Raw genomic sequence first — 26,220 nt, forward strand, 5'->3', positions numbered from 1 at the left:
TCAGCCGCCTGCCAGCAGGCGCTCCACTTCGGCCAGCAATTCCTGTTCCTGGAAAGGCTTGCCGAAGTAGGCGTTTACACCGAGTTCCAGCGCGTGCTGGCGGTGCTTGTCGGCGCTGCGCGAGGTGATCATGACGACGGGGATGGCCTGCGTTTTCGCATCGCTGCGCACATTGCGCGTCAAGTCAAAACCGTCCATGCGCGGCATCTCGATATCGACCAGCAGCAGCGCCGGCAGCGCGGCAGCTGGCAACTCATGCAACTGTTCCAGCGCATCGACGCCATCTTTCGCCAGCAGCACCTGGTAGCCTTCGCGCTCGAACAGACGCTGCATCACGCGGCGCACCGTCAGCGAATCGTCGACCACCATCACACAGGCGTGCGGCGCAGCCTGCACGGCCGATACGGCCCGGTGCTCGCCTGCGGCCAGCGCATACTGCGACAGCAGCTCTGGGTGGTGTTCGAGGTGCTGCGCCAGCGCCACCGGGTTCAAAATCAACACGATATCACCCGTACCCAGCACCGTGGCGCCGGCGATGCCCGGCATGCGCGCCAGCTGCGGGCCCACGTTTTTCACCACCACTTCGCGGTTGCCCAGCACCTCATCGACTTCCAGCGCCAGCCTGTCATTGCCATTGCGTAGCAACAGTACGGGCACATAACGCTGCCCTTCGGCGGTCATTGGCGTCTCGCCCAGCATGGCCGACAGATGGTGCAGGGCCAGCGACTGTTCATGCGAGTCGATGCGGCCACTAGCCCGTACCAGCGCCAGCTGCTCTCCCTTCAGGTGCAGCACCTGCTCCACCAGCACGGAGGGCAAGGCATAGGTTTTCCCGTGCGCCACCAGCAGCACGACCTGGGTCACCGCCAGGCTTAACGGCAGATGTATGGTGAAGCGCAAGCCCTGGCCCGGCGTGGACAGTGTCTCCACGCGCCCGCCCAGCGCCAGCACTTCGGAACGCACGATGTCCATGCCGAAGCCGCGCCCCGCCAGTTCCGTCAGGCTGTCGGCGGTGGAAAAGCCGGGTGCAAAAATCAGGTCGGCCGCCTGCGCATCGCTCAGCGGTGCGTCTGGCGCCACCAGGCCGGCGCTGTGCGCCTTGGCGCGGATGCGTTCCAGATCCAGACCGGCGCCATCGTCGGAAAAAGCAATCGCCACTTCATTGCCCTGCTGGCTGACCTGCAACAGCAATTCACCCGTTTCGGTCTTGCCATCCTGCAGACGCGCCTGGCGCGCCTCGATGCCATGTACGATGGCGTTGCGCAGCAAGTGTTCAAATGGCGCAGCCATGCGCTCCAGTACGCTGCGGTCGATCTCCACGCTGCCGCCACGGATATCGAGGTTGACACGCTTGTCGACTTCCTTGGCGCTTTGCCGCGCCACCCGGAACAGGCGTTCGGCAATACTGGCAAACGGCACCATGCGAACTTGCATCAGGTCGCGCTGCAGCTCGCGCGTCAAGCGCGCCTGCAGCACCAGGTCATCGCCCACGGCATCGACGCCATGGCGCAGATTTTCATGGAAGGAAGCCACATCGTTGACGCTTTCAGCCATCATGCGCGTGAGTTCCTGCAAGCGCGTAAAACGGTCGAATTCCAGCGGATCGAAATCGCGTTCGCTACCCACCGCCATGCGCGAGGCAATCTGCGATTCAGCCTGCATTTCCACTTCGCGCAACTGGCGCCGCAAGCGCGCCAGGTTATCGGAAAATTCCGCCATCGAGGCACCGAGCAAACCTATTTCATTTTCCATCTTGGAGCGCGTGATCGATACTTCGCCCGCCTGGTTCACCAGACGGTCGAGGATATCGGCGCGCACGCGTACCAAGGCGGCCTTGGGCTCTGCAGCAGGTGTCTCTTCCATGCCCGGCAGCGGCAGCAGCGGTTGCTGCAATTGTTCGAACAGGTGCAGCGCATGGTCGTAATGGGCCAGCAATTCGTCGAACGCTTGCGGCGTGGCGGTGCCCGCATGCAGCATGTTCTCGATATGCGTCTCGATTTCATGCGCATGCTGGCCCAGGCGCATCGCCCCGGCCATGCGCGCGCTGCCCTTGACCGTGTGCAGGGTACGCAGCAGCATCTGCGCCTGGCCACTGTCGTGCGGCTGCTGCTGCCAGCTGCGCAGTGCTTCACCGATGCGCGGCAGCAGGTCGGCCCCTTCTTCCAGGAAGACGGACAACAGTTCAGGATCGAGTTCGTCGCTGATACCGGCGCTGGCGGCCAGCAGCGCAATGGCATCGGCCGACACGGAAACGGGCATCTGCTCCTGTGTCTCGGGGTCCACGTGTTCCAGCATGGCCGCGTGATCGAAGCCACTGTCGAACAAGTCATCGCTGCCGACGATACTGGCATACGCTGCTTCAAACAGCGCATCGAGTTGCGGCACTTCCACTGCAGAGGCGCTCACCGGCGCTTCCTGCGCAGGCGCGCCGACGATGCTGGCGTACATGTCCGCAAACAGGGTATCGAGCTTTTGTGCGGCGCTGTCGGACGGCGGTGCCGTGAGTTCTCGCCACAATGCATTGAGCGCTGCTATCGTGTCCGGCTGCGCTGGCGCCAGATCACCCAGCGCAAACGCCTGCAGCATGTGCGCTATGACTTGCGTGGCGCGCTCCAGCACATCGTGCTGCGCATCGAGCAAACCCGTAATGGGTGGCACCGCTGTCTCGATGGCCACTTCCAGCGCATGCGCCAGATCGCGCAAGGCAGTGAAACCGACCGTACCCGAGGAACCGGCCAGGGTATGCACGGCTTGCAGCGCCTCAAAGCTGACGGCGCGCTGTTCATGGCGCCATTCGCCGAAATCACGCGTCAGCACGCGCAGCAGTTCGTCCGTCTCGGCCAGGTAAATGTTATACAGCGGCAGGCCGATGCGCAGCTCGCCCACATGCTTGAGATTATCTTCGATCGCCTGGTGCGGCGCGGGTGCGGTGGCCAAGGGCAAACCGATCACATTGCCATTGCTGACCAGCGGCACGGGCGACTTGGCAGGCGGCGTTTCCACGCTGGCCGCACGCGGTTTGCGCAATTCAAATGACCCGCCTTCGCGCACGCGGTCGGCGGCGTCCAGCAGCATGCCTGCCTCGCGCCCCTGGCCACTGCCGCCTTCCAGTTCGGCCACCCATTCGCTGAGCTGGTACCAGCCGTAATTCAAGAGGGTAAACAAATCGTCGCTGGCCGGGCGCGACTCGGCCAGCCAGGTATTCAAGACTCTTTCGATGGCGCCCGCCGCTACAGCAAACTGCGCCAGGCCTATCATGCGGCTGCTGCCCTTCAAGGTATGGAACGAGCGGCGCAGCATGGCCAGGTGCTCGCCGCTGGCAGCCTGCTCGCGCGGCAAGGCCAGGGTGGTGTCGATAAAAGCCAGCACTTCGCGCGCTTCGGCCAAAAAGATATCGAGCATCTCGGCATCGATACCATCAGGAACCGCAGGCACAGCGGACGATGATGGCGAGGCCGCCGGCAATTCCTGGTCCAGCAATGGCACCGGCACGGCACTGGCCGCCGCCACTTTCTCGAACGGCAGTGCGCGGAAGGTATTTGCAGCGGCGTCAAAATGAAAACGCCCTTTGGCGGCGGCGGCATTGCGGCCCAGCATATCGACAAAAAATCCCAGCGCACTGACGTTTTGCGCGATATCGTCCAGGACTTCGGCCTCTGTGCCCGGCGCCAGCTGGCTCACTGCAAGTGCCACCTGGCGCACGGCGTCCACGGCGTCCTCCTGCGACAAGCTGGCCAGCGTTTCCTGCATCTGCTGCAGCACGGGTTCCACGTCAGCCAGGGCTGGCAGACGCGATGCATCGGCATAGTAGTCGTTGAGCTTTTTTTCGACCTGGCGCAAGCCAGTTTTCATCGCTTCGGCTAGCGCGGCAATGCTTTGTCCCTGCTCGATCTGGCGCGTCAGTTCACCCGCGACAAAGGACGGTGGCGCCTCTCCAGCCTGCAGCGCCCGCAAGCGCGCAGCGATGGTTTCGGCATTGCCAGCAAAATCGTCGGGCAGGCGGCGCAGTTGCTCCAGGCCCGTTTCGGCGAACAGCAGCGCCGTGCCGATTTCCTGCTCCAGCGCCGCGCTGCGCCCGCTGCTGACTGCCAAACGCGCAACCGATGCACATTGGCGCAGCAGGCTGGCCAGGGCAGGTACTTTCAAGGTCTCGGCATGCTGCGCCGCCTGCTGCAGCGAAGCGTCGAACGCCGTCACCAGGGCGGGATCGAGATCAGCCTGCGCCAACCGCGTCCAGCTGGCCCGCGCCCGGGCCAGCGCCGCGCGCGCGCCCAACAAGGCTTCCTGGTCGACCTGGCCATAACGGCGCGCCTCCACATCATCTGGCAGCAAGCCATCGAGTGTGAACACGGTGCGCAACTGCGCCGCCGCAGGAGTGGGCGCATCGGCCCTGGCAATGAAGAACAGGGCTTCGCGCAGCAGCGCCTCGGGCAAAGTGCCCGTGCCTTGCGCCAGGCGTCGCAATTGCTGGTTCATCGCGCCAAACAGCTGCTTCAGGTACAGGCTGCCTGCACCCTGCCCGCTGGCTGCCAGTTCGGCGCACGCTTGCATGGCGAACCAGAAGGTGCGCGCGGGTCCATCGTGCTGCGCATCGGCCACCAGGATCAAGGTCTCATGCAGGGCGGCCGCATGCTGGCGCTGTGCCTGCGGTTCTTGCGCCTTCAGAAACGGCAACAAGGATTTTTCAAAGCGCGTGCGCCAGGCCGGGTAATCGGCGGCAATCACGGGTTCGGCCAGCGCGATGGATAAACCGGGCGGCGGTGCGGGTGGAAAAAACAGCTCGGCCGGGTGGATGCGTTGCGCACCCAGCATGGCTTGCAGCGCGCGGTAATACGGGAACAAACGCGTCGCCTGCGCCGGCGCGCCAGCCAGCAAGTCTTCCAGGTATTCAATGATGGCTTGATACAGCTCGCTCACGATGAGCGCATGATCGACCGTGTATTCCAGACTGCCGTCGCGAAAACGCGCCAGCGCCTGTTCCGCGCCCTCCGTCAGCATGCTGGCCCCAAGCACATCGACCATCACCAGCGCGCCATGCGCCTGGTGCAAGTGCGAACGGGCATGCTGCAGGGCCGTGGCGCGTTCCTCGCGTTCGCGCCCGCCCGCCTCGAACAAAGCCGTTCTGGAGCGGCCCAGCGCTTCGCGGATTTCCGCCATCACCCATGACAAGGGCTCGCTATCGAACTGCCTGGATTGTTGCGGACTATCAGCTGTGCTCATGCATGCCTCGGTTAATCAATCGTACGCGAAATCGCAACACCCTATCTTGACGGCGTCTGTCAGGCCTTACGCGGCGACGCGGAAACGCGACACCGAATTTTTCAGTTCCTGCGCCAGCATCGACAGCTTATGAATCGACTGCGCCGTTTGCTGCGTGCCATCCTGGGTCTGTTCCGTCACGCTCAGGATGTGCTGGATATTCAAGGCCACGCCGCTGGCCGAACCGGCCTGCGCGCCGGTAGCGAACGAGATACCCTGAATCAGTTCCGCCAGATGCTTCGATACCTGGCTGATGTCGCTCAAGGCCGCACCGGCCGCGTCGGACAGGCGCGCGCCTTCGACCACGCCCTGCGTCGATTTTTCCATCGCCCGGGTAGCGTCCTGGGTGTCGGCCTGGATGGTGCGCACCAGCGCGCCGATCTGCTTGGCGGCGGCGGCCGAGCGTTCGGCCAGGCGTTGCACCTCTTCGGCCACCACGGAAAAACCGCGCCCCGCCTCGCCGGCCGATGCGGCCTGGATGGCGGCGTTCAGCGCCAGTACGTTGGTCTGTTCGGTGATGTCGGAAATGAGTTCGGTGATTTCGCCGATTTCCTGCGACGATTCGCCCAGGCGCTTGATGCGCTTGGAGGTATCCTGAATCTGCTCGCGGATTTCATGCATGCCCTTGATGGCGTTTTCCACCGCCGTCGACCCCTGCAGCGCCGCCGCCACCGACTGGCGCGCCACGTCGGCCGATTCGCTGGCCGACTTCGACACGTCGGTAATCGCATTGGCCATATTGACCACGGTGGCGCTGGCGTCGAGGATTTCGCGCGACTGCTGCTGCGAGGCGATCAGCAATTTGCTCGAGATGCTTTGTGCCTGCGTCGAGGCGCGGTTCACCTGTTCGGCGGTGGCCGTCACCCTACCGACCAGGCCGCGCAATTCTTCCACCGTGTAGTTGACGGAATCGGCGATGGCGCCCGTAATGTCTTCCGATACCGTCGCTTGCACCGTCAGGTCGCCATCGGCCACCTTCTGCAATTCATTCATCAATCGCAGGATGGCGGCCTGGCTTTGCTCATTCTTGGCCTTGGCTTCTTCCTCTTTTTCCTGCGACAGCAGGCGTTGAATTTCCGCTTCATGGCGGCGCCGCTCGGCCTCGTGTGCACGGTTGACTGAGTCTTGCAGCAGCACCCGGCCAATCCCGGCTGCACCGATCAAGGTCACCAGCACGCCGGCCACCATCAGCCAGAATTCCAGGCCCAGGGTTTCCTGGTTTGCGTGGTACATCTGCTGCAGTAAAGTCAGGCGCTGGCGCAAGTCTTCATTTTCATTGAAAATCAGCTGTTCGGCGCCTTTCGCCGCACTGAATTTGTCGAGCCGGTCGAGGATGGACGACACCAGCTTTTGATAGTTGTCGAAATTGGCTTTCAGCGCCACCAGGCGGTCGCGCAATTCCGGGTCGCGCGTGGGCGCCAGCTGCAAAGAGACACTGCCATTGAGCAGGCCATCGACGGCGGAACGGAAATAGGTCGTGTCGCGGCCCAGTGAAAAAGCCGTTTCCGAACTGATGCTGCCGGAAGCGAGAAACTCGCTGGCGCTGCGGCTCATGCGCTGGGTCAGCATCATCAAGCGGCCGATAACGGCCAGGTCGTGGCCATTGCCGCCCCGTTGCAGCTTGAGCGCGGCAATTTCCTCGGTCTGGGCCAGCAAGGCAGGCGACAGCGCGTTCAACTGCTGCAAGGCCTTGTCGAAGTCGCCCAATTCGGCCTTCAGGCGCAAGATGGTGCTGGCCGCACGGTCGCTGCTGGCCCATTTTTTACGCGCGTCCGCCACCGCCGCCAGCAGGGTGGAGCGCGATTCACCGATGTCGCGGCCGTGATACGTGCCGCCGCGCGCCATCAGGCGAAAATCCTGGTTCAGCTCATTGCGGCTTTCTTCCAGCTGGCGAAACGCATCCTGGTTGCCCTGCACGGCGTTGGGGGCCGCCTTGCCGATGCGTTGCGAGTGCATCAACGCATCGCTGGCCAGCTGTGTCTGCGCCGAAGCGATATTGCCGCTGCGCGTATTCAAGCCCACGAACAGCAGGCTGGCCGCCAGGCTCAAGGCCATCACGGTCGACAGGATGCTCAACTGTTTTTGCAGCGGCAAATGGCCGATCAGGGGCAGCTTCAAATCCCTGGCCGGCGCGCTGGCCAGCGACTTGCGCCGTCCCAGCGCATCGCGCAAGCGCAGCGGCAAATCGCCGGGCAAGATCACGCCATCGGCATGCTCTGCACTGCCTGCGGCCAGGATAGGGGAATTAGCGGCCATCAGCGATGCTCTCCATACAAGCTGGTGCTGCCAAAGCCGGCGTCCAGGAAACGCGCTTCCTGCGCCAGCTGCGCCAGGTCCAGGCGCAGCCACTGCTGTCCGCCATCGCGCAGGGAATAAGGCCGGGCCCACGGCGCTGCATCAACTGCGGCGCTGCCGGCGACCATGCCGTGTTGCTGGCGTAAACCCAGCACGCGCTCGACCAGCAGCGCGCAATTGAGTCCCAGGCGCGGCGCAAACGTGATGATGCGGCTGTCGGCATGCAGCGCGCAGGCGGCGCCGCCGCGATAACGGGACAAGTCAATGATGGCCGTCAGGCGGCCGCGCATGGCGGCCAGGCCCAGATACCAGTCCTGCGCCAGCGGCACGCCCTGGATCTGCATGCCGGCCGGGATGACGATCTCGCCCAACTGCGTCAAATCGAGCAGGCAGTGCTGGCCACCCACGATCACGCCCAGCTCCTTGCGGGCCGCCACGGCGCCGGAACGCGCCGCCTGCACGCGCGCCAGCAATTGCATCTGGTACTGGCGCAAGCGTCCCCGCCGTCCGCCGGTTTCACTGGCAGGCAGATCGGAAAGCGCATGCGCGGGAACGCGAACAGCATGGGGCGTGGCATTGCCAGGCATCGTGCTCATTGTTCAGGAAAGCGCTGCGATCTTGGCCAGCAGGTCCGCTTCGACCACCGGCTTGACCAAGTAATCGCGCGCGCCCTGGCGCAAGCCCCAGATGCGGTCCGTTTCCTGGCTCTTGCTGGAACAGATAATCACCGGCACGTCCTGCAGATCAGGGTCGCGCGCGATGGCGCGGGTAATCTGAAAACCATTCGCACCCGGCATCACCACGTCCATCAGGATCAGGTCCGGCCTGGCCGTCTTCAGTTGCGCCAGCGCGTCGGCGCCATCCTGCGCCGTGCTCACGGCATAACCGGCGCGCACCAGCATTTCGCTCAGGTAGTAGCGCTCTGTCGGCGAGTCATCGACGATCAGAATTGTATGTATGGCCATCTATCTGCTTCCTTGCTGCGTTGGGTCATTCAAAAATACGGTCCGTCTACACGCTGGCGGCCAGGTGCTGCCAGGTGTTGGCCTACGGCCGCCAGCAAATCCTCGCGCACCAAAGGCTTTGCCAGGCAATCGCTGGCGCCAGCCAGGGCGCCGCGCGCGCGGTCGAACAAGCCCGCCTTCGCCGACAGCATCAGCACCGGCGTGGCGTGAAACGCGGCGCTGGCCTTGATCAGCGCACAGGTACGGTAGCCATCAAGGCGCGGCATCAGGATGTCGCACACGATCAGCGCCGGCTGGCAATCGCCGATCTTGGCCAGGGCATCGAAGCCATCCTCGGCCACCACCACCCGATAACCGGCCCCACTCAAAATTCTCTCGACCGAACTGCGTATGGTGGCGCTGTCGTCGATCACCAGAATCGTCGGGCCAGCAGACGCAGTATCGGACAATGGTGGACTCGTCATTTGATTATTCGGCAAGCTTGTATACTCTCTTGTACACCATATCATAGGCCGCCATCAAGCGCGTGGCGGAGAGTACGGTTTGCCGATCGGTTAAAATTGCTTAAATCGCCACCATTTCAAAATCATCCTTGCGCGCACCGCATTCCGGGCAGGTCCAGTTCATCGGAACATCGGCCCAACGCGTGCCGGGAGCGATGTCTTCATCGGGCAGGCCGGCCTCTTCATCATAAACCCAGCCGCAAATAAGACACATCCACGTTTGGAATTGCTGCGTTGTTTCGTTGCTACTCACGTTCTGCCACCCTTCAATCAAGTAAAATGCTGAATTAGGTATCTTAATCTACCCGCCGTGCAAAACCAAACTTCTCCCCTCATATTAAGCTTCGGCGTGTCCGATCCCGTCGGCGCGATCGGCATCCAGGCCGACCTGTTGACCTTCTCGGCCTTTGGCTGCCATGGACTGTCGGTCACCACCGGCCTCTTGATCAGCGATACGGCGCGCGTGGAAGACATGCAAGCCGTCGATCCCGACTGGGTTTCCGACCAGGCGCGCGTGCTGCTGGAAGACATGACCGTCTCCGCCATCAAGGTCGGCGCCCTGGGCAGCGTGGAAAACGTCACGGCGATCGCCGAAATCGTCTCCGACTACCCCAACGTGCCGCTGATACTCGACCCGTTCATCTCGGCGCTGCCGGAACAGGGCATGGACGATGAAGATATCCTCACCGCCGTGCGCCAGTTGCTGATCCCGCAAACCACCTTGCTGGTACTGTCGCCGGTGGAACTGGAACGCCTGGCCGAAACCTGGCGCGATGCAGATCCGGCCGACACCCTGCAAAACGATGTCGACTACCTGGTGGCGCTGGGCTGCGAATATGTGCTGGTCACCGGCATGCCGGCCGACCCGGCCAAGTCGGGCATGGGCGACGGCAAGCTGCGCGCCAATACCCTGTTTGGCGAAGACGGCGTGGTGCGCCACGATGAATGGCAGCACCTGCCCGGCATTTTCAACGGCGCGGGCAGCACCCTGTCAGCAGCGGCCACGGCCCTGCTGGCACTGGCGAACGAAGAAGACGACGTGCCGCAAGCCGTGGTAGCGGCGCAGGAATTCACGGCCGGTGCGCTGGCGCATGCGCGGCGCTACGGCATGGGCAAGCTGGTGCCCAACCGTTTGTTCCAGCGCGCCCGCTGAGCAAAACAACACATCGACAACGACATCATTCAAGGTTACCTCATGACGACGACTTCACAGAACGACATCCTGTTCGCCCGCGCGCAAAAAACCACGCCCGGCGGCGTCAACTCGCCCGTGCGCGCTTTCCGCTCGGTAGGCGGTACACCGCGCTTCATCACCCGCGCCGAAGGCCCGTATTTCTGGGACGCCGACGGCAAGCGCTATATCGACTACATCGGTTCCTGGGGCCCGGCCATCGTCGGCCACGCCCACCCGGACGTGATCAAGGCGGTGCAGGATGCGGCGGCGCTGGGCCTGTCGTTCGGTGCGCCGACCGAAGGCGAAGTGCTGATGGCCGAGGAAATCACGCGCCTGGTGCCATCGATTGAGCAGGTGCGCCTGGTCTCGTCGGGCACGGAAGCGACCATGAGCGCACTGCGCCTGGCGCGCGGCGCCACCGGCCGCGACAAGATCGTCAAGTTTGAAGGCTGCTACCACGGCCACGCCGATTCGCTGCTGGTCAAGGCGGGCAGCGGCTTGCTCACCTTCGGTAACCCGACCTCGGCCGGCGTGCCGGAAGACTTCGTCAAGCACACGCTGGTGCTTGACTATAACAACGTGGAACAGCTGAAAGACGCCTTCGACAGCTTCGGCGCGGAAATCGCCTGCGTGATCGTCGAACCGGTGGCTGGCAATATGAACCTGGTGAAAGCCACGCCGGAATTCCTGCAAGCGATGCGCGAACTGTGCACGCAGCACGGCGCCCTCTTGATTTTCGATGAAGTCATGTGCGGCTTCCGCGTGGCCCTGGGCGGCGCGCAAGCGCTATATGGCATCAAGCCCGACCTGACGGCGCTGGGCAAGGTGATCGGCGGCGGCATGCCGGTGGCGGCTTTCGGCGGCAGCGCTGCACTGATGCACAATATGGCGCCGCTGGGCGGCGTCTACCAGGCCGGCACCCTGTCGGGCAATCCGGTCGCCGTGGCAGCCGGCATGACCACATTAAAACTGATCCAGCAGCCAGGCTTTTACGAGCAGCTGGGCGCCACGGCCAAGCGCCTGGCGGAAGGCTTGACGGCAGCAGCCAAGGAAGCGGGCGTAGTCTTCTGCGCCGATTACATCGGCGGCATGTTCGGCATTTATTTCAGCGCTACCCCGCCGGCCAGCTACGCGGAAATGATGGCCGGCGACCGCAGCAAGTTCAACACCTTCTTCCACGCCATGCTCGATGAAGGCGTGTATTTTGCACCGGCCGCCTTCGAAGCAGGCTTCGTCTCGGCCCAGCATGATGACACCGTGATCGACGCCACCATCGCGGCGGCGCGCAAGGTGTTTGCCACCCTGGCGTAAAGCGTCAGACGGTCGCGCTTTCTAGCAGCGCGGCCACCAGCGCCGGCAGCTTGTCCATGTCGTTGAACACGGCAAACGCGCCGGCCGCTTTCAAGCGCGCTTCCTGGCCGGGAGCGATATGGCCGCCGCCGATAAAACCGAGCACCGTCATGCCGGCCGCTGCGGCAGCCGTCACGCCCGTGACGCTATCTTCCAATACCAGGCATTGGGCCGGCGGCACGCCAAACGCGGCGGCCGCCGCCAGGTACAGTCCCGGATGCGGCTTGGCGTGGCCCACCAAGTCAGGCGTAAACACACGTTCATCAAACAGCGGCGCCATGCCGGTGCGTTGCAGGGCAGACAAGACGCGCGCGCTGACGCTATTCGACGCCACCGCTTTTGGCAGCGGGATCGCGGCCAGCGCCTGCGCCACGCCGGGCACGGCGCGCAATTGTGTATCGCAAGCCACATCGACGGCGTGGCCTATCGCATGCACCTCATCATCTGGCAACTGTGGCAAACCCAGTTCGCTATAAATATCATGCATCAGTGGCGTGAGGCGCAAACCCAGGCGCGGTTCGATCAAGCCTTGCAGGGTTTTCCCTTCGGGCAGATGGGGCAAACGCGGCGCCAGCAAGGACAGCAGCGCTTGCAGGGCCACGGCTTCGCTGTCGATCAGCACGCCATCGCAGTCGCTGATCAGATGGGTAAAACGCGGGTGGGGTGTAGCAGTGTCAGGCATGAATTCTCCAATGGGGGCACAAACAGGGCCGAAGTCCAGCATAAAACAGCGGGGAGCGCTGCGCCACGCCTGGCCGGCCATGTTTCGATACTTTGTGGTGGCTAGCGATGGTGATAACGAGATTGTTGCTTTTTGATAAATTTCAATGCGATACTATATTGACCCTGATCGCTTGAATCGGGCACAACCGGATCGATACCATGACAAGCTACCGTTCTCTGCAATGCCGATTATCCCTGATTTCCACTATTGCCGCGTTTGCCTTCACCCTGGCTGCACCTGCTACCGCGCTGGCGGCAGACGAAGATGCCACACTCATCAGCCTGGTCCAGCAGCATGTGAAGGCGCAGGCAGATTTTAACGTCCCTGCCCTGACAGCCTTGACGACAGACAATTATGTGGAAGTCTCGCCACTGGGTGGTGTCGATACGCGCGAGAAAGTGCTGGCCTTTTATGCCCCCGACAAAAAGACTGCCGCACCTGTCATCACGGTAGAAGAACCGCTGGTGCGCGTGTCTGGCGATACGGCCGTTTTGATCGCCAAACTGTCCATGACGGTCACGGCCGGCGGCCAGCAGCGACCGGTAGCGCTGCGCGCCAGCTATGTGGCGAAAAAAGATGGCGGCGCGTGGAAACTGCTGTCGGCGCATTATTCAGGCATCGCACCGAAGAAACCGGCGCAATAGTCTGTATAGACTCAAAACAAAACGGGCCTGCACGGCCCGTTTTTATCTTGTATGTTGCCTTATTTTAACCATCCCCGGTGGCGGAAATACAGAAACGGCGCGATGGCGCTGCTGATCATCAAGCCCCAGGCCCACGGGTAGCCGAAAGTCCATTCCAGTTCGGGCATCAGCTTGAAGTTCATGCCGTACACGCTGGCGATCAGGGTTGGCGGCAGGAAAGCCACGCTGGCCACCGAGAAGATCTTGATAATCTTGTTCTGGTTAATGTTGATGAAACCCACAGTGGCATCCATCAGGAAGTTGATCTTGTCGAACAGGAACGATGTGTGGCCATCGAGCGATTCGATATCGCGCAAAATCTGGCGCGCTTCCTCGAATTGATCGCCATTGAGCAAGCGCCCACGCATCAAAAAACTGACGGCGCGGCGCGTATCCATCATATTGCGGCGGATACGGCCATTCAAATCTTCCTCATGGGCAATTGCGTTCAGCGCTTCGGCTGCGTGCGCATCGGTAAATTCCTTTTGCAGCACGCGCGTGCTGACTTCTTCCAGGTTCTGGTAGATGCCTTCGAGCACGTCGGCCGAGTATTCGGCATCGGTAGCGTACAGGTCCAGCAGCACATCCATGTAGTCGGCGATCGAACCTGGCCGCGAACGGGCGCGCATGCGCACCAGGCGGAACACGGGCAAGTCGTCCGTATGCATGGAAAACAGGATTTTACGGGCAAGAATAAAGGCGACCGTGATCACGCGCGAGGGGCCATCGTCTTCTTCGCGCAAGAAGTCTGTGCGCAAATGCAAGTCGCCGTTTTCCGCTTCGTAATAGCGGGCCGATGCTTCGATATCCTTGACTTCGTCTTCGCCAGGCAAGGTGACATTGTAGATGGCCTTGACCCAGGCCCGTTCATCATCGCTGGGATCGGTCAGGTCTACCCATACCGGTTCGGCGTTTTCGAGGTCTGCGCGGCTGTCGATCGGCACCTGGTTGAGCCGGCCATTCTGTAATATAAAGACATTGATCATGCGCGCTCTCAGCCGGATGTTGGGTTATCGATAGGTGCTGGCGCTGGCGCCAAAAATCAAAACAGCGCAAGTGTACCCGCAAGCCCTTTTCACGACCACCCCTGAACGGTGCTTTTTTGGCTAAAAAGTGCACTATCACAGTGCAACAGCCTGGAAGATGTTGCACCGAAACAATGCCATTTAGGAATGCTTAATTATTCACCACCATCAGCGTTCAAGGCAGCTCCGCCGAACCCATGCGTCGCAAGATCACGCCGGTACGGCGGGTGAGATAACCGGTGTCGCGGTGGCGGTCATAAAAACGGGGATTGGGCAGCATCACGGCCAGCTTTGCCGCCTGGCTTGCATTCAGGCTGGCGGCGCTGACCCGGTAATAATGCTGGGAAGCCGCTTCAGCGCCAAAGATGCCAGTGCCAAACTCCACCACGTTCAGATAGATTTCAAAAATGCGCTGCTTGTCCAGCAAGCTTTCCAGCATATACGTAATGATCAGCTCCTGGCCCTTGCGCACATAGCTGCGCGAACCGGACAGGAACAAATTCTTGGCCAGTTGCTGGGTGATGGTGGAACCGCCGGCCACCACCTTTTGTTTCTTGCTGTTTTTTTCATACGCCTTTTGCAAGGCATCCCAGTCGACACCATCATGTTCGGAAAAATTCGCGTCTTCCGACGCGATGATCGCGCGCTTCAGGTTATTCGAAATGCGGTTATACGGCACCCAGGTATGCTGCAAGGTCGCGTTTGGATTCTTTTCCTGCAAACTCGATAATTGCTCGCGCATGAAAGAGGTGCTGCCTGGATTGTGATCGATCCACCACCAGATTTGCAGGAAGAAATACAGCTGCACCACGATAAACGCCAGCACGGGCACAATGAACAGCCACTTGATCCAGCCCCTCCGGCTGGCCGGGCGGGCCGCTCCCTTGCGCCTGGCGTTCACAGTGCGCCCCGCAACTGGGCCAGCAAGTCTGCCGTTTGCGGGCGCACGCCACGCCACACATAAAACGCTTCGGCCGCCTGCTCCACCAGCATGCCCAGGCCATCGCGCACCTGCGCGCCATGTTGTGCGGCAAACTCCATGAAGACGGTCGGCGCCGGGCCATACATCATGTCCAGCACCAGGGTGTGGCTGCCAAAGATGCTCACCGGCACGGGCGGCAAGTCGCCTGCCAGGCTGGCCGAAGTGGCGTTGATGACGATATCGAACACACCGTCGGGTTCGCCAAAACCACCCGCACGCAACTGGCCGGGATGCGACAGGGCATCGGCAAACTGTTGCACCAGCGCTTCGGCCGTGGCCACGGTGCGGTTGGCAATGAAAATTTCCTGCGGCCCTTGCTCCAGCAAAGGCAGTACTACGCCACGCGCCGCGCCGCCCGCCCCCAGCAGCAGCACGCGTTTGCCAGCCAGCGGCACACCTGCATTGCGCACAATATCAGCCACCAGGCCCGCGCCATCGGTGTTGTCGCCGAGAATGGTTTCGCCATCGAAACGCAGGGTATTGACGGCGCCCGCCGCCTGCGCGCGCGGCGTCAGCTCGGTTGCCAAGGCGCAGGCATCGAGCTTGAAGGGCACGGTCACATTCGCACCCTTGCCTCCTTCGGCAGCAAACGTGCGCGCTGCCAGGGCAAAACCATCCAAGGGCGCCAGACGGCGCTCATACACGATGGACTCGCCCGTCTGCAGCGCAAAGGCGGCGTGGATCAGGGGCGATTTGCTATGGGCAATGGGATTGCCGAAGACACAATACTGATCAGCTTGCTTAGTATTATTTTCGTTCAATTCGTTTGCGTTCAATTGTTGCCGCCAGTCAGGTTAGCTTCCATTTTTTCTTCGCGGGTAAATTTGAATCGGGTGATGACAACCCACAGGTCGTCCTTGTCGCTCGACAACATATTCGGTGGGAAACGTCCAAACGGGGCCGCACGGCGCACGATGTTCAAGGCAGCAGCGTCCAGGGCTGGATTACCGGAGCTGCGCTCGACGCGGGCGCCGCCATCCTTCTGGTAAATCGTACCGTCCTGGAAGATCGGTATGTAGACCACCAGCTCGCCATACATCTTGCGGCCATTTTTTTGCGGGAAGTTCAAGGTGCCGATGTCCTCGATGCGCTTTTGCAGGGTCTTGTAATACATGGCATAGCCGACTTCCTGCGTGCTGGGCGTAATGAAGGTCTTGCGCGGACGCTTGTTTTGTTCTTCCACCGTCTGGCTGATCTCGGCCGCCATGCGAGCGATAGCCTTGCTGCTTTCCAGCAAATCCGAACCGGACGCCAGAGGATTGAGCTTGTCTTTTTCCGTGATCGGTGGCGCGCTGAACGTGCTTTTATTAGCCTGCGTCAGCAATTCCTTTTGCTGCTGTTCCAGCTCGGCAATGCGCCGCGCGCTGGCCTGGACGCTGTCGCCCTCTTCCACCTTGCGCATGTCGGGCAAGGGCGATTTGCTGCGGCCCTTGTCAGCCTGGCCGCCACCGTCGAGGTTAGCTTGCGCCAGCGCATCAGCCTTCAGTGGCTTGGCGGCATGCTTGGCATTGACGAGGATCACTTCCAGGCCCGGATCGGCCGCCACGGCCGACTGGGGCGCAGGGGCGACAAAATGCATCGCCAGCAAGGCGCCGTGCGCCAGCAGGGATGCCGCCACGGCAATGATCAGGAATCGGTTCTCTCGGAAAGACTTCACGCGCAACCCAGCATTGATTTCATTACATCACAGCAATGGCGCAATTCTACGACAAACCAGGACCGGGATTGCCCTCTGCGCACCCGGCCCCCGGTTTTTATTTCACCTCGGGTTCGCTAGCCACCTCATCGCTGGCCACTTCTGCTACCTCAGCTGACTCTTCCGGCGCGGCTTCAGCAGCGGTATCGCCGGCTTCTCTACCCTCTTCGACCTCTTCTTCATACTCAGGTTCGGTCTCGGCAGTGCCTTCCGGCACGGCGGCAATTTCCAGCAAGCGCGCTTCGATCGTCAAATCCACCTCATCCCAGCGCAGCAAGTCCAGTTTCACCTGTGCACCGCGCGCCACGGATGGCATGCCCGGCAACTTGATCACCAGCGGAATGTCGACCAGGCGCAAGATCTCGTCCTTGAGCACGACGGCATCGACCTGGCGCGCTTCTTCCTGGGCCAGCCAGCGCAAGCACCAGTAGCGTTCCATATTCGACTGGAAGTCGCCATACGCGGAATAAGCAGCATCAAAGGCCGAGACGATGGCGAACAAATTCGCATCGCGCGGCTTGAACGGGGCCACCAGCGGCGCCGTCACGCCATGTTCGGCGCAAGCAAGAATTTGCCACTGGTTGACCAGGTCGGTATAGCGGCGCAACGGCGAGGTGCTCCACGCATATTGATCCACGCCCAGGCCTTGATGGGGCGCTGCATGGGTGACCATGCGCACCTGCATCTTTGCCGCCCAGCTATTGCCACTGCCGCCGCCCTGGCTGCGGTAAATGCCCGGCACGCCATGGTCGTGCAGCATCTTGCCCCAGGTACTGTTGGCAAAAATCATCAGTTCGGCAACGATCTTGTCCAGCGGCGCGCCACGCTTGCGGCGGGCCACGGTGACGATATCATTTTCCACATAGAAATTGAAATCGACACGGTTGTTTTGCTCCGGCTTCAGGCCGAACGCTTCGCGTTTCTTCATGCGGCCCTGTTCCAGCTGCTGCGCCCATTGCCACAGCACCGCGAAATCGGCCTTGTGCGGATACTCGCCCTCGCCACTGGCCAGGGTTTCTTCATTGACCAGGTCGTCTAACTGGTTGTGGCGCAGATTGCTGGCGATCGGCACCAGCTCGGCGCGCGTTTCCGTGCTCACTACTTCCCACTGCGCTTGCGGATCGAGCGTGGCGTACAGCGACAGCGCCGGGCAAGTCGTGCCTTCGGCCAGCGTAAAGGCATTCACGACTTCGTCCGGCAACATGGTGATCTTGTCGCCCGGCATGTAGACGGTAGACATGCGCTGGCGCGCCATCTTGTCGATCACATCGTCCGGGCGAATGCCCAGGCCAGGCGCGGCAATGTGGATACCCACTTTGACCTTGCCGTCCGGCAAAGGCTGCACCGAGAAGGCGTCGTCGATCTCGGTGGTGGTCACATCATCGATGGAAAACGCGGCCACTTCGGCCAATGGCAGCTTGTTCGTCACCACCGGCACGGGCACGGCCGGGAAACCGGCGCCCTTGGGGAAGTTCTCGAACAGGAACTTGGACAGGTGCAAGTCTTTCGGCTTGGCAACGCCGCCCACGGCCAGCATCAAGCGGGCTGGCGTGGTGTGCAATTCCGTGCAAGCCGCTTCCAGCGCCTTGTATTCAACCGTATTCTTGTCGGGCTTGAACAGCAACTGCAGTACCATAGGCTGCATGGAAGCAGGCAAGCGGTTTTGCTTGAGTTCTTCCACATAGCCCGCTTGCACCAGCGCCTGCTGTTTTTTCTTTTCGATACCAGCCAGGGCCGCCTTCAACGACGCTTCCGGCGCAGCCTTGTAGCGGCCGCGGCCTTTCTTGTAGAAATACACGGGGGCAGAATGCAAGCTCAGCACCAGGCCGGCCGCTTCCGCTGGCAAGGGAGCATGGCCGAAATACTCGGCGCCCAGTTCGGCAAAACCAAACTCTTCTTCACCCGCCACTTCCCACAGGAAATCGAGATCGATGTCGGCGGCGATGCTTTTCGCCTGCTCCAGCAATTCGGCTGGCGCCGGTTTTTCATACTGCAGCAGCACATCCTTGGTTTTCACCTTGGTGCGCTTGCCGCTGGCCATTTCCACCTGGTACGCCTCGCCCGCTTGCGACAGGGCGGTGCCTACCTTGAAATCGCCGGATTCTTCAAAAAATAGATTCATTGTTATGCTTTGTTTATTAATGTTTCGGTTGCAACAGTACGAGTCAGCTCCAGCACTGCCGGCAAAAAAAGTTCTGTGACCAGCAGCAATCCCTGGTGGCGCTGATACAGGCAGCGCCGCGCAAAGATAAAGGCCTGGCCAGCGATGCTGCGCCCTTCCTGGGCCAGTGCTGCCTGCACGCGCTGCACCAGCGGGTGGCTGGCACGCAAGCGGGCAAACTCCAGTGTGCCACGCCGCACCATGCGGTCGCCAAACAGGGTGGTGCCCAGCGAGCGCTCGCCCAGCGCGGAAAACAAGGGCCAATCGGTGGCCGTCGCTTGCATGGGCACGACCGTGTGGCCAAACACGGCTGGCTGTCCATCGCAGCGCAACAGCACTTCGCGCTCCCAGACGCGCCCCGCGCGGTGTAGACCTATGCTGGCCGCTTCATCCGTCAAACAGCGTGACGTTTCCTGATGCAAACACTGCACACGGAAAGTGCTGCTATGCGCTTTCAGCTTGGCCGTCAGGGAACCTGGACTCAGCAGCCACTGGCGCAAGGCCGGAGGCGCATTGACGGCATTGACATGCCGGTGCCATTGGGCCTGGCGCAGCGAACCGGGCCTCACTGCGGACTGCTTTCAGCGTCAGGCGCAATGCCGCAAAAAGCCAGCACCGGCGCCAGGTAATCGGCAAACTCGCTGATGCCATGGTCGCTGCCGGCGATCACCGTCTGCTGCGCCCCCTGATAATGGGCCAGCATGTCGCGGTAGTCGAGCACTTCATCACCGGTGGCGGCGATCAGGAAATATCGTTGCGGCTGAGTAATGACCGGCACGGCAAAGCCGCGCAATTCCTCGATATATTCACGTTTGAACTCAAACGGCTTATCCGAATGGAACTCGGTCGTCACGCCCACGTGCTGTTCCAGGTCGATCAAGGGCACGATGGCGGGGTTCAGCAGCACGGCGCGGCAGCCCAGCTGTTCCGCCAGCCAGGTAGCATAATAACCGCCCAGCGATGAACCGATGATGGTCAAGTCCGCTGGCGCCACATTTTTTACCAGCTCCAGGGACAGTTCAATCGCCAGTTTCGGCGAGGCGGGCAGTTGCGGGCACAGCCATTCGCCTGCACGGCCCAGCACCTGCATTTGCGCAGCCAGCAGGCGCGACTTCATCGACAACGGCGACGAGCGGAATCCATGCAGGTACAAAATCATCGGGCCAGGGCCTCCAGCAACTTTTGGTGCACGCCGCCAAAACCGCCATTGCTCATGACGACGATCTGGTCGCCGGGACGGGCGCTTGACGCCACGCTTGCGACCAGCGCATCGATGTCGTCATAGGCGCTGGCGATATTGCCCAGCGGCGCCAGTGCGTCGCCCAGGCTCCAGCCCAGCGCCTTCTGGCTGCCGAAACCGAAGACCAGGTCGGCGTCTTTCAAGCTGCCAGGCAAGGCGTCTTTCATGGCGCCCAGTTTCATGGTGTTCGAGCGCGGTTCCAGCACGGCCAGGATGCGGGCGGTGGTGCTGATCTTTTGGCGCAAGCCGCCCACGGTGGTGGCAATCGCCGTCGGGTGGTGGGCAAAATCGTCATAGACGGTAATGCCATTGACGGTGCCGCGCACTTCCATGCGGCGCTTGACGCTCTCGAAGCTGGCCAGCGAGGCACATGCCTGGGCGATAGTCACGCCGACATGGCGCGCGGCGGCAATCGCGGCCAGCGCATTGCTGCGGTTATGCTTGCCCGTCAGCGCCCATGCCACATGGCCTTCCTTGTGGCCATTGAAATACACATCGAAGCTGCCATCGGCTTCCTCTTGCAGTTGCCAGTTGGCATCCTGGCCAAAACTTTCCTTCTCGCTCCAGCAGCCGCGTTCCAGCACGCGCTGCAAGGACGCTTCATCGCCGTTGACAATCAGGCGGCCGATGCCGGGCACGGTGCGCACCAGATGGTGGAATTGCGTTTCGATCGCATGCAGATCGGGGAAGATATCGGCGTGATCGTATTCCAGGTTATTCATGACGGCCGTCTTCGCATGGTAATGCACGAATTTGCTGCGCTTGTCGAAGAAAGCCGTGTCGTATTCGTCCGCTTCGATGACGAAGAAGTCCGAATCGGCGCTCTTGCCATCGATCTTGCCGCTGAGGCGGGCGGAAATGCCGAAGTTCATCGGCACGCCGCCGATCAAAAAGCCAGGTGCATACCCGGCGTCTTCCAGTATCCAGGCCAGCATGGCCGAGGTGGTGGTCTTGCCATGTGTGCCGGCCACGGCCAGTACCCACTTGTTGCGTAATATATGTTCACCCATCCATTGCGGGCCGGAAACATAAGGCAAGCTGCGGTTCAGGATTTCCTCGACCAGCGGATTGCCGCGCGACACAACATTACCGATCACATACAGATCCGGGTTCAATTTGGTCTGTTCAGGATCGAAACCCTGGATCAATTCGATGCCCTGCGCTTCCAGCTGGGTGCTCATCGGTGGATAAACGTTGGCATCGCAGCCCGTGACTTTATGGCCGGCTTCCTTGGCCAGGACAGCCAGGCCGCCCATGAAGGTACCGCAAATGCCGAGGATATGAATATGCATGTAATCAGTGCTTGTTAGCGTGTAATAAGCGCGTCGTTGGCGCAAAGTAAAAAGAATGAACTATGGGATTTTAACCGACACCATGACTTTTACCGCTTCAGAGTATGATCTCGTTCATGATGAACGATGCATTTGACGATAGCGCCCAGCTGCGCCTGGAAATCGCCTCCGCTGCCGCACGCCTGGTAGCGCAGGATGGCGCCGACTACGGCAGCGCCAAGCGCAAGGCGGCGCGGCAAATCCTGGGCGAGCAACAAGGGCGCCCCAATCTGCTGCCCGATGATGAACTGATCGAGCAACAGCTACGGCAATACAATGCCCTGTTCCTGGCCGACAGCCAGCCGGCGCGCTTGTTCCAGCTGCGCACGCTTGCCCTGCAAGTGATGGAAGCGCTGGAACAATTCCAACCCTTGCTCAGCGGTGCTGTGCTCAATGGTACGGCCGGGCCGCATGACGAAATCTATCTGCAACTTTTTGCCGAGAGCGCCAAGGATATCCACATCTTCCTGCTCAATAAAAATGTGCTGCTCGATATGTCGGAAAGCCCGCATTTCAAGGGAGCGCGGTATGATGCGGTCGAGACGGCCAGCTTTCTATGGAAAAATGAAGGCGTGCACGCGGCCATGTACGAGATCGACGACCGGCGCGGCGCCTTGAAAGTCCGGGCGGACGGCAAGCTCTTGCGTACCGATATCGCCGGCCTGCGCAGCCTGCTGGCCAGCGCCTCAACAGCGACCGAATAAACAAACGTACATATTAAACAACTATGACCAAAAAGAATCTGATTGCCTACACCATCGTGGCCTTGCTGTTTGGCGCGGTAGGCGCTTATGTGGGCGTCAACAAGAGCAAGCAACACGCCGATCCCATCACGACCACCGTGGCGCCCGAGGCTGCCGCCGCCAGTGCCGGCCCCGTGAACGAACTGTATGCGCTGTCCTTGCCCGACGCGGCGGGCGCCACGCAAGCGCTGGCGCAATGGAAAGGCAAGAATTTGCTGGTGAACTTCTGGGCGCCGTGGTGCCCGCCCTGCGTGGAAGAAATGCCGGAATTATCCGAATTACAAGGTGAGCATGTAGGCAAGAACCTGCAAATCATCGGTATCGGCATCGATTCGGCCAGCAATATCGCCACCTTTGCCGGCAAGTTCAAGATTGCCTACCCAGTGTATGTGTCGGGCATGAGCGGCACGGATTTATCGCGTCATTTTGGCAACACCACGGGCGGCCTGCCCTTCACGGTGCTGATTGGCGCCGATGGCCAGGTGAAGAAGACCTATCTGGGCCGCTTGAAATTTGATCAGTTGCGTGCTGATCTAGCCAATTTGTAAATTCGGAGCGTGCTTTTTTCTCTTGCCAATGCGTATCTTTGGCGGCAAAATGCGGAACTTTCGCTAAAACGGTCTTCCTTACATGGCAAAAAACCTCCTTCTGCTCAACGGCCCCAACCTGAATTTATTGGGGACGCGGGAGCCTGAGGTCTACGGCGCCAGCACCTTGGCCGATATCGAGCAGGCAGCAATGGCGCAAGCCATGGCGGCCGGCGCCGACCTGGTCTGCTTTCAGAGCAACCATGAAGGCGCGCTGATCGATCGTATCCATGCTGCGCGAGCGGAAGGGATAGACGCCATCGTCATCAATCCGGGCGGATTGACCCATACCAGCGTCGCCTTGCGCGATGCGCTGGCCGGGGTCGCCATCCCGTTTGTGGAAGTCCATATCTCGAATATTTATCAACGCGAAACGTTTCGTCATCACTCTTTTCTCAGCGCGATCGCGCAGGGGACGATCTGCGGCCTGGGTATCGACGGATATCGGTTTGCCATCGACTTTGCGCTTAAAACACGTTAATCTACGCGATCTGCATGCATTTAGCGCGGCGATAGCCTCTCGACATCACCGCATCACTCATAAAACAAACTACATTCCTAGGGGTTTTACATGGATCTACGAAAACTCAAGACCTTGATCGACCTGGTCGCCGAATCGGACATCGCAGAGCTGGAAGTTACCGAAGGCGAAAGCAAGGTACGCATCGTCAAATCGTCGGCCATGCCGCAAAACCAGATGGTCATGATGCAGCCGCAAGGCATGCAAGCCCAATACGCTCCTGCCGCGCCAGCCGCTGCAGCACCAGCCGCTGCCGTTGTCGTTGCCGCCGAGCCGACCGGCCATATCGTCAAATCGCCGATGGTTGGCACCTTCTACCGTTCCTCCGCTCCTGGCAGCGCTGCGTTCGTTGAAGTTGGTTCCACCGTCAAGGAAGGTGATACCCTGTGCATCATCGAAGCGATGAAGCTCCTGAATGAAATCGACTCGGATAAAGCCGGTGTCGTGACCCAGATCCTGGTTGAAAACGGCCAGCCGGTCGAATTCGGTCAACCCCTGTTTGTGATCGGCTAAAAGCCACTGTCCACACGGCCGGCAACGGCCGTTTGCAGTTTTAGCCCCTCATACTTGTTGTTTCGCCGGCTAGCCCGGCTCTCACAGACATACGCGAACCTACCATGTTTGAAAAAATCCTGATTGCCAACCGTGGTGAAATTGCCCTCCGTATTCAGCGCGCCTGCCGCGAAATGGGCATCAAAACGGTTGTAGTCCACTCCGAAGCCGACAAGGACGCGAAATACGTCAAGCTGGCCGACGAATCCGTTTGTATCGGGCCGGCGCCGTCGACCCTGAGCTATCTGAACATGCCGGCCATCATCAGCGCCGCTGAAGTGACGGATGCACAAGCGATCCACCCTGGCTATGGCTTCCTGTCGGAAAACGCGGACTTTGCCGAACGCGTCGAGAAATCGGGCTTCGTCTTCATCGGCCCACGCTCCGAATCGATCCGTTTGATGGGCGATAAAGTATCGGCCAAGCAAACCATGATCAAGGCTGGCGTACCGTGCGTACCCGGCTCGGAAGGCGCTTTGCCGGACGATCCGAAAGCGATCGTGCAAATTGCCCGCAAGATCGGCTACCCGGTTATCATCAAGGCCGCTGGCGGCGGCGGTGGCCGCGGCATGCGCGTGGTGCACACGGAAGCTGCCCTGATCAACGCCGTGGCGATGACCAAGACCGAAGCCGGTACGGCTTTCGGCAACCCTGAAGTGTATATGGAGAAGTACCTGGAAAATCCACGCCACGTGGAAATCCAGATTCTCGCCGATGAACACAAGAACGCCGTCTGGCTGGGCGAGCGCGACTGCTCGATGCAGCGCCGCCACCAGAAAGTGATCGAAGAAGCACCAGCGCCAGGCATCCCGCGCAAACTGATCGAAAAAATCGGCGACCGTTGCGCCGAAGCTTGCCGCAAGATCGGCTACCGCGGCGCCGGCACATTTGAATTCCTGTACGAAAACGGCGAGTTCTATTTCATTGAAATGAATACCCGCGTGCAAGTTGAACATCCGGTCACCGAGATGATCACCGGCATCGACATCGTGCAAGAACAGATCCGCATCGCCGCTGGCGAAAAACTGCGCTACCGTCAACGCGACGTGCTGCTGTCCGGCCACGCCGTCGAGTGCCGCATCAATGCAGAAGATCCGTTCAAATTTACGCCGTCGCCAGGCAAGATCGTTTCCTGGCATACACCAGGCGGCCCTGGCATCCGCGTCGATTCGCACGCTTACGCCGGCTACTATGTCCCGCCGCACTATGACTCGATGATCGGCAAAGTGATCGCTTACGGCGCCACGCGCGAGCAAGCGATCCGCCGCATGCAGATCGCCCTGTCCGAAATGGTGGTCGAAGGCATCAGCACCAATATCGCCCTGCACCGCGAATTGATGATCGACGCCCGCTTCATCGAAGGCGGCACCAATATTCACTATCTGGAACAGAAGCTGGCCGACATGCCGGACCTGGGCAAGAACCTGAATAGCGGCGCACCGAGCATCGCCAAGAAATCTGAAATCAAGGCTGACGCATGAGCTGGACTGAAATCGTCATCGAAATTGCGCGTGACAACGCCGAGGCCATGTCCGACGCCTTGATGGAAGCGGGCGCCCTGTCGGTGTCGGTGGAAGATGCCGATGAAGGCACGGATGCCGAGCAGCCATTGTTCGGCGAGCCGGGTATGGAACCGAAGGAAGCGGCGTGGGAACGCAGCCGCGTGGTGGCCCTGACCGACGTCGACGCCGACCAGGCCGCCATCGTGGCCGCAGCATCGGCAGCCATCGGCCAATCCGTTGCGCCGGCATTTACCGTGCGCGCCGTGGAAGAGCAGGACTGGGTGCGCTTGACCCAGTCGCAATTTTCGCCCATCCACATCGGCAAGAATATCTGGGTCGTGCCGAGCTGGCACGAAGCACCGGATCCTGACGGCCTGATCCTGGAACTGGACCCTGGCCTGGCCTTCGGCACGGGTAGCCACCCGACCACGCGCCTGTGCATGGAATGGCTGGAGGCCAATCCCGCGCCTGGGAAAACCGTGCTGGACTACGGTTGCGGTTCCGGCATCCTGGCCATGGTAGCCAAGAAATTGGGCGCGCAAACGGTGGCTGGCGTCGATATCGACCCGCAAGCCATCGAATCGGCGCGCGACAATGCCGAACGCAACCAGTGCGAGATCGAATATTTCTTGCCAGATACGTTTGCGACCTCGGCCCACGCCGATGCCCGCTTCGACATCGTGGTCGCCAACATCCTGTCTAGCCCATTGAAACTGATGGCGCCTATGCTCTCGGGCCGTGTTGCCGAAGGCGGCGCACTGATACTGTCGGGCGTGCTGGCACGCCAGGCCGAAGAAGTGGCGGCCGCTTACGCACCGTTCATTCAGTTGGGTGTGTGGGCTGAGCAAGACGGCTGGGTGGCCTTGCATGGCCGCCTGGGCGCCAGCGCCGCCCCTGCGCCACGCGCATCAGCCGCATAAGGAGCATC

The 26,220-nt window shown here is 61.0% G+C and carries 24 protein-coding genes; 9 read left to right on the forward strand and 15 right to left on the reverse strand.

Translation table 11 applies throughout. The features are described 5' to 3' along the window. The 6 genes from HDE75_RS08585 to HDE75_RS08610 form a co-directional block, all read right to left on the reverse strand. Positions 1-5,220 (reverse strand): Hpt domain-containing protein, encoded by a 5,220-nt coding sequence (locus tag HDE75_RS08585; RefSeq protein WP_183674998.1) that lies wholly within the window; start codon positions 5,218-5,220, stop codon positions 1-3. A gap of 66 nt (positions 5,221-5,286) precedes the next feature. Then, a complete protein-coding gene (locus HDE75_RS08590; RefSeq protein WP_183674995.1) occupies positions 5,287-7,515 on the reverse strand; it encodes a methyl-accepting chemotaxis protein in 2,229 nt (742 codons plus the stop codon). Continuing rightward, positions 7,515-8,150, reverse strand: a complete 636-nt coding sequence (locus HDE75_RS08595; RefSeq protein WP_311735081.1) for a chemotaxis protein CheW — start codon at positions 8,148-8,150, stop codon at positions 7,515-7,517. The genes HDE75_RS08590 and HDE75_RS08595 overlap by 1 nt, the downstream gene beginning before the upstream one ends. Positions 8,151-8,153: 3 nt before the next feature. Beyond that, positions 8,154-8,519, reverse strand: coding sequence for a response regulator transcription factor (locus HDE75_RS08600; protein ID WP_183674991.1), 366 nt, complete (start codon positions 8,517-8,519; stop codon positions 8,154-8,156). 29 nt (positions 8,520-8,548) lie between these two features. Continuing rightward, positions 8,549-8,983 (reverse strand): response regulator, encoded by a 435-nt coding sequence (locus HDE75_RS08605; protein ID WP_300751440.1) that lies wholly within the window; start codon positions 8,981-8,983, stop codon positions 8,549-8,551. Positions 8,984-9,083: 100 nt separating this feature from the next. Continuing rightward, positions 9,084-9,236, reverse strand: a complete 153-nt coding sequence (locus tag HDE75_RS08610) for a rubredoxin (protein ID WP_131373729.1) — start codon at positions 9,234-9,236, stop codon at positions 9,084-9,086. 96 nt (positions 9,237-9,332) lie between these two features. Between HDE75_RS08610 and thiD the strand changes: the two genes are divergently transcribed. Together thiD and hemL are read left to right on the forward strand one after the other, a co-directional pair. Further along, positions 9,333-10,175 carry a bifunctional hydroxymethylpyrimidine kinase/phosphomethylpyrimidine kinase gene (gene thiD, locus HDE75_RS08615; protein ID WP_183674988.1) on the forward strand — a complete coding sequence of 281 codons (843 nt, stop codon included), beginning with the start codon at positions 9,333-9,335 and terminating at the stop codon, positions 10,173-10,175. 42 nt (positions 10,176-10,217) lie between these two features. Further along, the gene (gene hemL, locus HDE75_RS08620; protein ID WP_183674985.1) at positions 10,218-11,507 is read left to right on the forward strand and encodes a glutamate-1-semialdehyde 2,1-aminomutase; all 1,290 of its coding nucleotides are present in this window, start codon (positions 10,218-10,220) and stop codon (positions 11,505-11,507) included. Positions 11,508-11,511: 4 nt separating this feature from the next. On the opposite strand, the gene HDE75_RS08625 is transcribed toward hemL, so the two are convergent. Beyond that, complete coding sequence (locus HDE75_RS08625; RefSeq protein WP_183674981.1) at positions 11,512-12,228, reverse strand: HAD-IA family hydrolase; 717 nt, start codon at positions 12,226-12,228, stop codon at positions 11,512-11,514. A 200-nt stretch (positions 12,229-12,428) separates the two neighbouring features. Between HDE75_RS08625 and HDE75_RS08630 the strand changes: the two genes are divergently transcribed. Continuing rightward, positions 12,429-12,914: a nuclear transport factor 2 family protein gene (locus HDE75_RS08630; protein WP_183674978.1), complete on the forward strand. Its 486-nt coding sequence runs from the start codon at positions 12,429-12,431 to the stop codon at positions 12,912-12,914. A 59-nt stretch (positions 12,915-12,973) separates the two neighbouring features. Here the strand turns inward: HDE75_RS08630 and corA are convergent, their stop codons facing one another. The 8 genes from corA to mpl all read right to left on the reverse strand — a co-directional run bounded on the left by corA (position 12,974) and on the right by mpl (position 21,349). Then, the gene (corA, locus tag HDE75_RS08635) at positions 12,974-13,939 is read right to left on the reverse strand and encodes a magnesium/cobalt transporter CorA (RefSeq protein ID WP_183674976.1); all 966 of its coding nucleotides are present in this window, start codon (positions 13,937-13,939) and stop codon (positions 12,974-12,976) included. A gap of 214 nt (positions 13,940-14,153) precedes the next feature. Continuing rightward, on the reverse strand, positions 14,154-14,879 hold the full coding sequence (gene mtgA / locus HDE75_RS08640) for a monofunctional biosynthetic peptidoglycan transglycosylase (RefSeq protein WP_183674973.1): 726 nt from the start codon (positions 14,877-14,879) through the stop codon (positions 14,154-14,156). Further along, positions 14,876-15,721 (reverse strand): shikimate dehydrogenase, encoded by an 846-nt coding sequence (gene aroE / locus HDE75_RS08645; protein WP_183674970.1) that lies wholly within the window; start codon positions 15,719-15,721, stop codon positions 14,876-14,878. The genes mtgA and aroE overlap by 4 nt, the downstream gene beginning before the upstream one ends. 11 nt (positions 15,722-15,732) lie before the next feature. Then, positions 15,733-16,617, reverse strand: coding sequence for an energy transducer TonB family protein (locus tag HDE75_RS08650; RefSeq protein WP_311735083.1), 885 nt, complete (start codon positions 16,615-16,617; stop codon positions 15,733-15,735). Between the two features lie 97 nt (positions 16,618-16,714). Then, on the reverse strand, positions 16,715-18,778 hold the full coding sequence (locus HDE75_RS08655; protein WP_183674967.1) for a ribonuclease catalytic domain-containing protein: 2,064 nt from the start codon (positions 18,776-18,778) through the stop codon (positions 16,715-16,717). A 2-nt stretch (positions 18,779-18,780) separates the two neighbouring features. Then, entirely contained in the window at positions 18,781-19,386 is a 606-nt protein-coding gene (locus tag HDE75_RS08660; RefSeq protein ID WP_183674964.1) for a chorismate--pyruvate lyase family protein, read from the reverse strand. Beyond that, positions 19,383-19,976: a YqiA/YcfP family alpha/beta fold hydrolase gene (locus HDE75_RS08665; RefSeq protein ID WP_183674961.1), complete on the reverse strand. Its 594-nt coding sequence runs from the start codon at positions 19,974-19,976 to the stop codon at positions 19,383-19,385. Before HDE75_RS08665 ends, HDE75_RS08660 begins: the two co-directional genes overlap by 4 nt. After that, positions 19,973-21,349, reverse strand: a complete 1,377-nt coding sequence (gene mpl / locus HDE75_RS08670) for a UDP-N-acetylmuramate:L-alanyl-gamma-D-glutamyl-meso-diaminopimelate ligase (protein ID WP_183674958.1) — start codon at positions 21,347-21,349, stop codon at positions 19,973-19,975. The genes HDE75_RS08665 and mpl overlap by 4 nt, the downstream gene beginning before the upstream one ends. Before the next feature lie 116 nt (positions 21,350-21,465). Between mpl and HDE75_RS08675 the strand changes: the two genes are divergently transcribed. From HDE75_RS08675 to prmA, 6 genes are all read left to right on the forward strand, one after another. Next, positions 21,466-22,092: a hypothetical protein gene (locus HDE75_RS08675; RefSeq protein WP_183674956.1), complete on the forward strand. Its 627-nt coding sequence runs from the start codon at positions 21,466-21,468 to the stop codon at positions 22,090-22,092. 23 nt (positions 22,093-22,115) lie between these two features. Then, positions 22,116-22,679: a TlpA family protein disulfide reductase gene (locus HDE75_RS08680; RefSeq protein ID WP_183674952.1), complete on the forward strand. Its 564-nt coding sequence runs from the start codon at positions 22,116-22,118 to the stop codon at positions 22,677-22,679. 82 nt (positions 22,680-22,761) lie between these two features. After that, positions 22,762-23,199, forward strand: coding sequence for a type II 3-dehydroquinate dehydratase (aroQ, locus tag HDE75_RS08685; protein WP_183674949.1), 438 nt, complete (start codon positions 22,762-22,764; stop codon positions 23,197-23,199). 90 nt (positions 23,200-23,289) lie between these two features. Then, positions 23,290-23,751: an acetyl-CoA carboxylase biotin carboxyl carrier protein gene (gene accB / locus HDE75_RS08690; protein ID WP_183674946.1), complete on the forward strand. Its 462-nt coding sequence runs from the start codon at positions 23,290-23,292 to the stop codon at positions 23,749-23,751. A gap of 104 nt (positions 23,752-23,855) precedes the next feature. Next, entirely contained in the window at positions 23,856-25,271 is a 1,416-nt protein-coding gene (gene accC / locus HDE75_RS08695; RefSeq protein ID WP_183674943.1) for an acetyl-CoA carboxylase biotin carboxylase subunit, read from the forward strand. Continuing rightward, positions 25,268-26,212 carry a 50S ribosomal protein L11 methyltransferase gene (gene prmA / locus HDE75_RS08700; RefSeq protein ID WP_183674940.1) on the forward strand — a complete coding sequence of 315 codons (945 nt, stop codon included), beginning with the start codon at positions 25,268-25,270 and terminating at the stop codon, positions 26,210-26,212. Before accC ends, prmA begins: the two co-directional genes overlap by 4 nt. The last annotated feature ends 8 nt before the right edge of the window (positions 26,213-26,220 follow it).

Source organism: Janthinobacterium silvisoli (assembly GCF_014200725.1).
Taxonomy (GTDB): Bacteria; Pseudomonadota; Gammaproteobacteria; order Burkholderiales; family Burkholderiaceae_D; genus Janthinobacterium.